This window comes from Nitrospira sp. Vd2, from assembly GCF_979581665.1.
The window spans coordinates 130,824-138,051 of sequence record NZ_CEFZSK010000002.1 but is presented as its reverse complement, the minus strand read 5'-3'; the positions used below and the strand labels follow the sequence as shown (position 1 = coordinate 138,051).

At 59.7% G+C, this 7,228-nt stretch carries 7 protein-coding genes; 1 reads left to right on the top strand and 6 read right to left on the bottom strand.

From position 1 onward, the window contains the following. Positions 1 to 109: 109 nt before the first annotated feature. The 6 genes from AC1U7K_RS01440 to bamA all read right to left on the bottom strand — a co-directional run bounded on the left by AC1U7K_RS01440 (position 110) and on the right by bamA (position 5,925). Positions 110 to 979, bottom strand: a complete 870-nt coding sequence (locus AC1U7K_RS01440) for an LpxI family protein (protein WP_480249038.1) — start codon at positions 977 to 979, stop codon at positions 110 to 112. After that, positions 979 to 1,785, bottom strand: a complete 807-nt coding sequence (gene lpxA / locus AC1U7K_RS01435) for an acyl-ACP--UDP-N-acetylglucosamine O-acyltransferase (RefSeq protein ID WP_480249037.1) — start codon at positions 1,783 to 1,785, stop codon at positions 979 to 981. The genes AC1U7K_RS01440 and lpxA overlap by 1 nt, the downstream gene beginning before the upstream one ends. A 130-nt stretch (positions 1,786 to 1,915) precedes the next feature. Then, on the bottom strand, positions 1,916 to 2,362 hold the full coding sequence (fabZ, locus tag AC1U7K_RS01430) for a 3-hydroxyacyl-ACP dehydratase FabZ (protein WP_480249036.1): 447 nt from the start codon (positions 2,360 to 2,362) through the stop codon (positions 1,916 to 1,918). A gap of 15 nt (positions 2,363 to 2,377) precedes the next feature. After that, positions 2,378 to 2,956, bottom strand: coding sequence for an OmpH/Skp family outer membrane protein (locus tag AC1U7K_RS01425; protein ID WP_480249035.1), 579 nt, complete (start codon positions 2,954 to 2,956; stop codon positions 2,378 to 2,380). 15 nt (positions 2,957 to 2,971) lie between these two features. Continuing rightward, positions 2,972 to 3,571: an OmpH/Skp family outer membrane protein gene (locus AC1U7K_RS01420; protein ID WP_480249034.1), complete on the bottom strand. Its 600-nt coding sequence runs from the start codon at positions 3,569 to 3,571 to the stop codon at positions 2,972 to 2,974. A 44-nt stretch (positions 3,572 to 3,615) separates the two neighbouring features. Continuing rightward, positions 3,616 to 5,925, bottom strand: coding sequence for an outer membrane protein assembly factor BamA (gene bamA / locus AC1U7K_RS01415; protein WP_480249033.1), 2,310 nt, complete (start codon positions 5,923 to 5,925; stop codon positions 3,616 to 3,618). 345 nt (positions 5,926 to 6,270) lie between these two features. Between bamA and galU the strand changes: the two genes are divergently transcribed. Continuing rightward, positions 6,271 to 7,173 carry a UTP--glucose-1-phosphate uridylyltransferase GalU gene (gene galU, locus AC1U7K_RS01410; RefSeq protein WP_480249032.1) on the top strand — a complete coding sequence of 301 codons (903 nt, stop codon included), beginning with the start codon at positions 6,271 to 6,273 and terminating at the stop codon, positions 7,171 to 7,173. The last annotated feature ends 55 nt before the right edge of the window (positions 7,174 to 7,228 follow it).

The window sequence follows — 7,228 nt, the reverse complement described above, 5'->3', positions numbered from 1 at the left end:
ATCCTGGCCAGCGTGGCTCGATTTTGTCAGCGCACTTCAGAGACAGGACACTAGTTACAGTTGGAAGAATCCGTCAGGCCCGTGTCTGCGAATCCTCGCGATGACCGATTCACGAATGACGATCAGCCTTTTCAGTGAGCCCCACAATCGCAATTTTCGCACGGGTTGCGCGGCGGATCGTCTCTTCGCGATCGAGGAGCACCGTGCGCGCGGCTTCCACGGCCAGAACCGCCGCCCCGACCGACTCCATCGTCTCAATGGTCCGCGGCCCGACGGCCGGTAGATCGAACCGCAAGTCTTGCTGCGGCTTGCTTCGCTTGATGACCACGGCGCCGTCCCGCGCGAGCGTCCCGCCCCGCCGAATCGTCTCGTCGGTCCCTTCGACCGCTTCCACCGCGACGACGACGCGATCCTTCACGACCACACACTGTCCGATGTCCAACCGGCCGATTTCCACCGCCATCTCCCACCCGAATCGGATGTCCTCCCATTCCTTCTCGGTCGGCTTCCGTTTGGTCATCGGCCCCTCTTCGACGAGGATGCCGGTCAAGCCGAAGGTGGACTCTCGGATCGAGATGCCTTCGCGCTCCAACTCGGCCGCGATTTCCCGGAGGATCATATCGTCCTTCCAGACCCGCAGACGACTGGCGAGCGCGAGCGCGCGGAAGTCGGGACGAACCGTGGTGAAGACGTGGGTCTTGGAAATTCCGCCGAGCATGACCGCCTCGACCACGCCGTCGCTTTTCAAGGCATGAATGAGCTTGTTGAACTGCCCGATCTTGATCCAATGGATGCGTTCCACGTGATCGGCCAGTTCGGGCGCTGTCTCGCCGATATGGGCCACGGCCGAGACGCTGTAGCCCATGCGGCGCGCGTTCTCGGCAAAGATGATGGGAAAGCGACCGTTCCCGGCGATGAGCCCAATGCGGCGGTCGGCAACAGGCCGATCGATGGGGGTGCCGACGGGAGAGAGCGACACTATTCCTCATCCTCCATCTCAGAGGCCACCGATCGGCAGACGCCGCGCTTCGTCGTCTCGACGAATGTGATCAATTCCTGGACGTCGGGCCATTCCTTGAACTCATCACGCGCCTGCTTGACCGCCTCGGCCATCATCAACCCGGAGCGGAACAGGAGATCGTAGGCATGTTTGAGCGCCGAAATGCGATCATTGGAGAACCCATGGCGCTTGAGGCCGATCGTATTGAGCCCGTACAGCTTTGCGCGATAGCCGCCGGCCGCTCGCGTGAACGGGGGGACATCGCGGCCCAGCGCCGAGCAACCGCCGATCATCGAATAGGCGCCGATGCGGACGTATTGATGAATGCCGCTGAGGCCGCCGATGATCGCGTGGTCGCCTATGGTGATATGGCCGGCAAGGCTCGCGGAATTCGCCATGATCAGGTGGCTGCCAAGGTGACAATCGTGCGCCACATGGCAATAGGCCATCAAGAAGTTGTGGTGCCCGATCGTCGTCGCGCCGCCGCCGAAGACCGTCCCGCGATTCACGGTCACGTATTCCCGGAGGATGTTGTCATGGCCGATGATGACCCGGGTCGGCTCTCCCTTGTACTGGAGGTGCTGGGGCGCCGTGCCGATCGAGGCAAACGGATAGACCTGGCATCGCTCGCCGATCTCGGTCCAGCCGTCGACGTTCACGTGGGACATGATCGCCGTTCCGCGCCCGATCTTGACGTGCTCCCCGACCGTTGAAAAGGCCCCGATCGTCACGTCGGCCCCCAACTCGGCCTTCGGATGCACGACTGCGGTGGGATGTATCTGCACGCTGTCCTCCGGATTTGGTAGTGGCCGTTATTCATACACGGCTGATCGTACAAGGCGCATCGTTCGTCGGCCCCCGGCGCGGGAGCCGGTGATGGCTCGCCGGGTGACGAGGAACGATTGACTGTCCGTGTTATTGCTTCCCATCGAGCGTCACCATGGCGGTCATCTCCGCCTCGCAGACCACCTCACCGTCCACGTACGCATTCGCTTGCATTTTCCAAAAGGGCATCCGCTGCTTGATGACCGTCACCTCAAACCGGAGTTGATCGCCCGGCACAACCGGCTTTCGGAATTTGGCCTTCTCCACGCCGGTCAGGTACACGACCGGCCTTCCGTCGCCCGGCGTGGACTTGAACGCGAGGACCCCGCCCACTTGCGCCATCGCTTCCAACAGCAGGACCCCCGGCATGATCGGACGCTCAGGAAAATGTCCCTGGAAGAACGGCTCGTTGGCGGTCACGTTCTTGATGCCGACGATCCGCTGACTCACCTCCATCTCTTCGATGCGATCGACCAGCAAAAACGGGTACCGATGCGGAAGGGTCGCCCGGATCTCGTTGATGTCGAACTTCGGCATACGTCTCTGCCCTTCCTATTTGTTTTGACGGTCGAATTCTTTCAAGACCTGATCCGTGATGTCGATCGACTCGTTTGCATAGATGACGATCCGGATCGTGGCATCATTGCCCTTGTCCAGGACTGCCGCATACCCCGCCTTCTCGGCAACGGCTGCGGCCGCCTGATCGATCTTTTTCTGATACTCCTCTGCCAACTCTTTCTGCTTGGCCTGGATCTCTCGGTTGAAATCTTGGAGCCGACGCTGATAGCCCTCGAACTTGACCCGGAACTGCTCTTGCTTATCGTGTTTCTGTGCCTCGGTCAGCGCGCTGTCCTGGCTCTTCAGCTCCGCTTCGAGCTTCTTGAGTTCCTCGTCGTCGGCCGACACGATTCGCTGCCGTGCCGCACTGAACTCCTTCAGCCCTTCCAACGCCCGCTTGCCCGCCTTCGAGCGCTCCAGTACCGCCTGCTGGTCCACGACGCCGACCTTGTACGACTCGGCCGCCGGCGCGACATCGGCCGTCAGCCCCATCACGATGGCGGCGACCGAGACGGCCATGCCTAACACTTGATCGTGACGTCGCCTCGCGCGACCCGACAACCTCACCCGCATACTGATCCCTCCGCGCTAGGGCGCTTCTTTGTTCAAATCTTCGATCACGCGACCGGTAATGTCGAGAGACGCGTCGCTGTAGATCGTCGGGCCGCCCTTGCCCTTTTCCATCACCATCAAAAGCCCCATTTCCTGCGCGACCTTCGAAACGATTCGTTCGGTGCGATCGCGGAATCCTTCCAGGATCTCCTTTTGCTTTTCCTGAACCTCGCGATTCATTTCGTTGGCTCGCTGCTGGAATTCCACCACTCGGCGTCGAAGCAAATCCTCCCGATCCTTGCGGCCATTCGGGCTGAGGACGCTCGCCTGTTTGATCAGGTCTTCCTCCATGCGCTTCAGTTCTTTTTCTTCCAATTCGATCACCGCCTGCCGGTTCTTCATGAAGGTATTGAGCGATTCCCTGGCTTTTTTCCCGGCTTCGGTCTCGAGCAGGATTTTTGGGAGGTCGACCACGCCGAGCTTCACGGAAGAGCGGGGTGCCACATCGCGCGATGTGGCCGATGCTGATGGGGAAGCGGGAGACGTCGCAGGCGCCAAGTGACAGCCGCTCAGGATGAGCCCGGCCGCGACGGCAACAACCCTCCACGTTTCCGCCGTGATTCTCGTCGTGCTCATCGCTGGTTTCCAACTAGGCATCATACTCCATGACAGACGGCACGTTAGAACAACGAGCCGACCGAGAATTCAAACACGCCCTTGCGCTCGCCGGGATTCGGATCGAGGTTGAACCCATAAGCAACCCGCAAGGGCCCGAACGGCGAGATCCACCGCACCTCGACGCCGGCCGCTTTTCGGAGATTGAAGCTCAAGCTTTCCCCTTCGCCGAACCCTTTGCCGTAGTCAAAGAAGATCACGCCGTTGAGTTTGGCTTCCTTGGAGATCGGAAAAATGAAATCGTTGTTGATGATGATCTCGCGGTTCGCGCCCAGGAGCGAGTGATCGGGGGTGACGGGGCCCGCACGGCCGAATTGGAAGCCGCGCATGGTGTTGATACCACCGACGAAGTAGCGTTCGGTCAGCGGAATCGGTTTATTCGCGAGGCCTTCAACCGTGCCGAACCGGCCGCGGATCGACCAGCGGGTGTCCCAGAACAACGGCGTGTATTTGATGGTGTCGACCGTCACCTTATAGAAATTGGTATTGCCGCCCAGCGCCGGGGTCCCGAAGTCGAAGTTGATCGCGTTCCGCATGCCGCGCCGGGGATCGAGAAAATAATCGCGCGTATCACGGGCCAAGGAACTTCGAAAGCCGGTCGTCGTAAAGGAGCCGATCTGCTGCAGGATGAACGCCGGAGCCGTCGGCAGCGGATCGCTGTACTTGAAATGCTCGAACGTCGGGCTGAAGCTGCCCGAGACGTATTCCGAGAACCAGCGGCCGAATGTCACGCTCGCGCCGGACTTATCTTCCCGATACGTCAAATAGTTGGTGAGCGTGCGATAGACGTCGACCTGCATCGACGTCAGCGAGTCCTGCAGGTACGGGTTCCGGAACGTGACCAACCCCAATGATCGACGTTGGCCCAACTGCCCGCGGACGCGAACGAGATTCCCGGTGCCGAATACGTTGCCTTCCGTGATGTCGGCAATCGCGACGAATCGATCCAGTGTGCTGAAGCCGCCGCCCACGCTGAAGGCGCCGGTGGATTTTTCCTTCACCTTGACATCGAGATCGACCTTGTCGGGTTCGACCTGTTTGGGGAGGATTTCGACCGTTTCAAAGAAGTTCAGGTTATTGAGGCGTTGGAAGCTGCGCTTCATCGCGGTCGTGTCGATGACTTCTTGCTCGTTGACGCGCAGCTCACGACGAATCACGTTGTCGCGCGTCTTGTCGTTCCCGGTGATGTGAATCTCACGGACGCGGATGAGGTCGCCTTCCTTGATGTGGAAGATCACGCCGGCCGTTTTCGTCTTCGCATCGGGATTGACCGTCGGGTTGACCTCGGTGAAGGCATACCCTTTGGCGCCGTACAAATCGGTCAGCCGGGTGATCTCGTCACGAATCTTTGCGCGTTGAAACGTGTCGCCGGTTTTGAAGCCCATCCCGGCTCGGAGCTCCTCGTCCTCGAAGACCGTGTTGCCGCGAAATCCGATGTCCCCGAACGTGTACTGATCGCCTTCGACGATGACGAATGTCACGATAAACCACTTCTTGTCCTCGGTCAGTTCGATCGTCGGCAAGCCGATCTGGACGTTCAAGTACCCCTTGTTCATGTACACTTCGCGGATTCGCTCGACGTCGTTCGCCAGCTCCTCGCGCTTTAAAATCCCGGCATCCGTGAAGACCGACGGCAACCCCTTGCCCTTCAGCGTATCCCAGAAAGACACCCATTCGCGGGTCGCCATGACGGCGAAAGCCTCCTTTTTGGTCATCGCCGTCGCCCCCTCGAAGACGACTTTCTTGACCCTCGCGCGATCGCCTTCTTTGATGAAAAACGTCAAGCGCTTGCGGTCCTCTTCGATGGCCTGAATGATCGGGATCACCTCCGCCTTATAATAGCCGTCTTCCTGATAGGCGAGCCGGATCTTCTCGGCGCTTTCCTTGACCTGCTGCTGATCCAAAAAGGATTGACTGCGGATGGTAATTTTTTCTTTCAACTTATCATCGGTGAAGTTCTCGTTGCCGTCAAAGACGACGTCGGTGATGAAGGGCTTTTCCGTCAACAGGAACGTGACCACGATGCCGGCGGCGGTTCGATCGGTCTCGATCTGCACGTCCTCGAAAAACCCCATCTCATAGATCAGACGAATCTGCGCTCGAATCGCTTCGGCCGTGTAGGGATCGCCGACCTTCAATGTCAGCCGGCCTCTGATGGCCGGCTCTTCAATCCGCTTGTTGCCACGGAATTCGATCGAAGCCACCTTGGCCGGCCCCTCTTCCGCTCCGATGCTTTCGAGAAAAAGACCGGGGGGAAGAAGACCGACGATAATGACGACGAGAACAGTCAGCCAAGTCCCGAGGCGATCGGTCACCGCAGCCTTTCTGAGTGTACCTGCGGACCATTTCGGGAAGAGGTGGACTGACCGGTGTTCAGATCGGCACCGAGGCCATGGCGATGAAGATCGAGACGGATTGCCGTGAGCTGTCCCAAACGGACAGCTGGAGACGCCTGGGCTTGCTCTACTCGAGACCGCTGATCGGGCGGCGCGGAGGCTCCGATGACCCTTACCATAAAAGATTTTGAAAAAGCTCAGGAATTATAGAGATCGTTCCGACCAATGTAAAGCACATTCGACGGGCGTTGTTCACACGCCACAGCGCCTTACGGGCTTTTCGGTTTCTTGACTTTCCGTCGACTCATCTCATAGTATCCGCTCATGTCGGTTCCGCCGGTTCGCAAAGCCGTGATCCCTGCTGCCGGCCTTGGGACCCGCTTCCTGCCCGTTACGAAAGCCTCCCCGAAGGAGATGCTGCCGCTCGTCGACAAGCCATTGATCCAGTATGCGGTCGAAGAGGCGGTCAACTCGGGCATCGAAGACATCATTATCGTCACCGGACGCGGAAAGCGTGCGATCGAAGACCATTTCGACCGGTCATTCGAGCTTGAAGAAAACCTCAAGGGGAACAAGAAGGACGGCCTTCTCAAGGAGGTGCGGCGCATCTCGGAGTTGGCGAACTTTTGCTACGTTCGGCAGCCTGAAGCGAGAGGCCTGGGGCACGCCGTCCTGTGCGCACAACATTTGGTCGGGGACGAGCCGTTTGCGGTCATCCTGGGCGATGAAGTGATCGATGCCCCCGTGCCCGGCCTGGCGCAGCTCATCCAAATCTACGATACCCGCCATGGCTCGGTCTTGGGCGTCAAGAAGGTGCCGCGCCAGGAGGTGAGCCGCTACGGCATCATCGCGCACCACCGGATGAACGGCGGCCTCCACCGGGTGGATGACCTCGTCGAGAAACCCGCGCCGGAACAGGCGCCGTCGTTGTACGCCGTGATCGGCCGCTACGTGCTCACGCCCGATATCTTCCCGATTCTTCGCCGCATCTCGCCCGGTAAGAACGGCGAAATCCAGCTGACTGATGCGCTCCGGGTCCTGGCCAAGCGGCGCCCCATGTTTGCGGTGGAAATCGAAGGCCAGCGCCACGATGCCGGTGAGAAACTGGGCTTCTTGAAAGCCACCGTCGAATTTGCGCTGAAGAATCCCACGCTAGGCCCGCCGTTCGCCCAATACCTCCGACAGTTGCGCCGACGCAACGGATCCTTGTTAGAGGCGAGTCGGTGAGCCACGGCTTCATCGCGTGATGCAGCCGGCTCCCGTGTACCTGATGACGTCAATG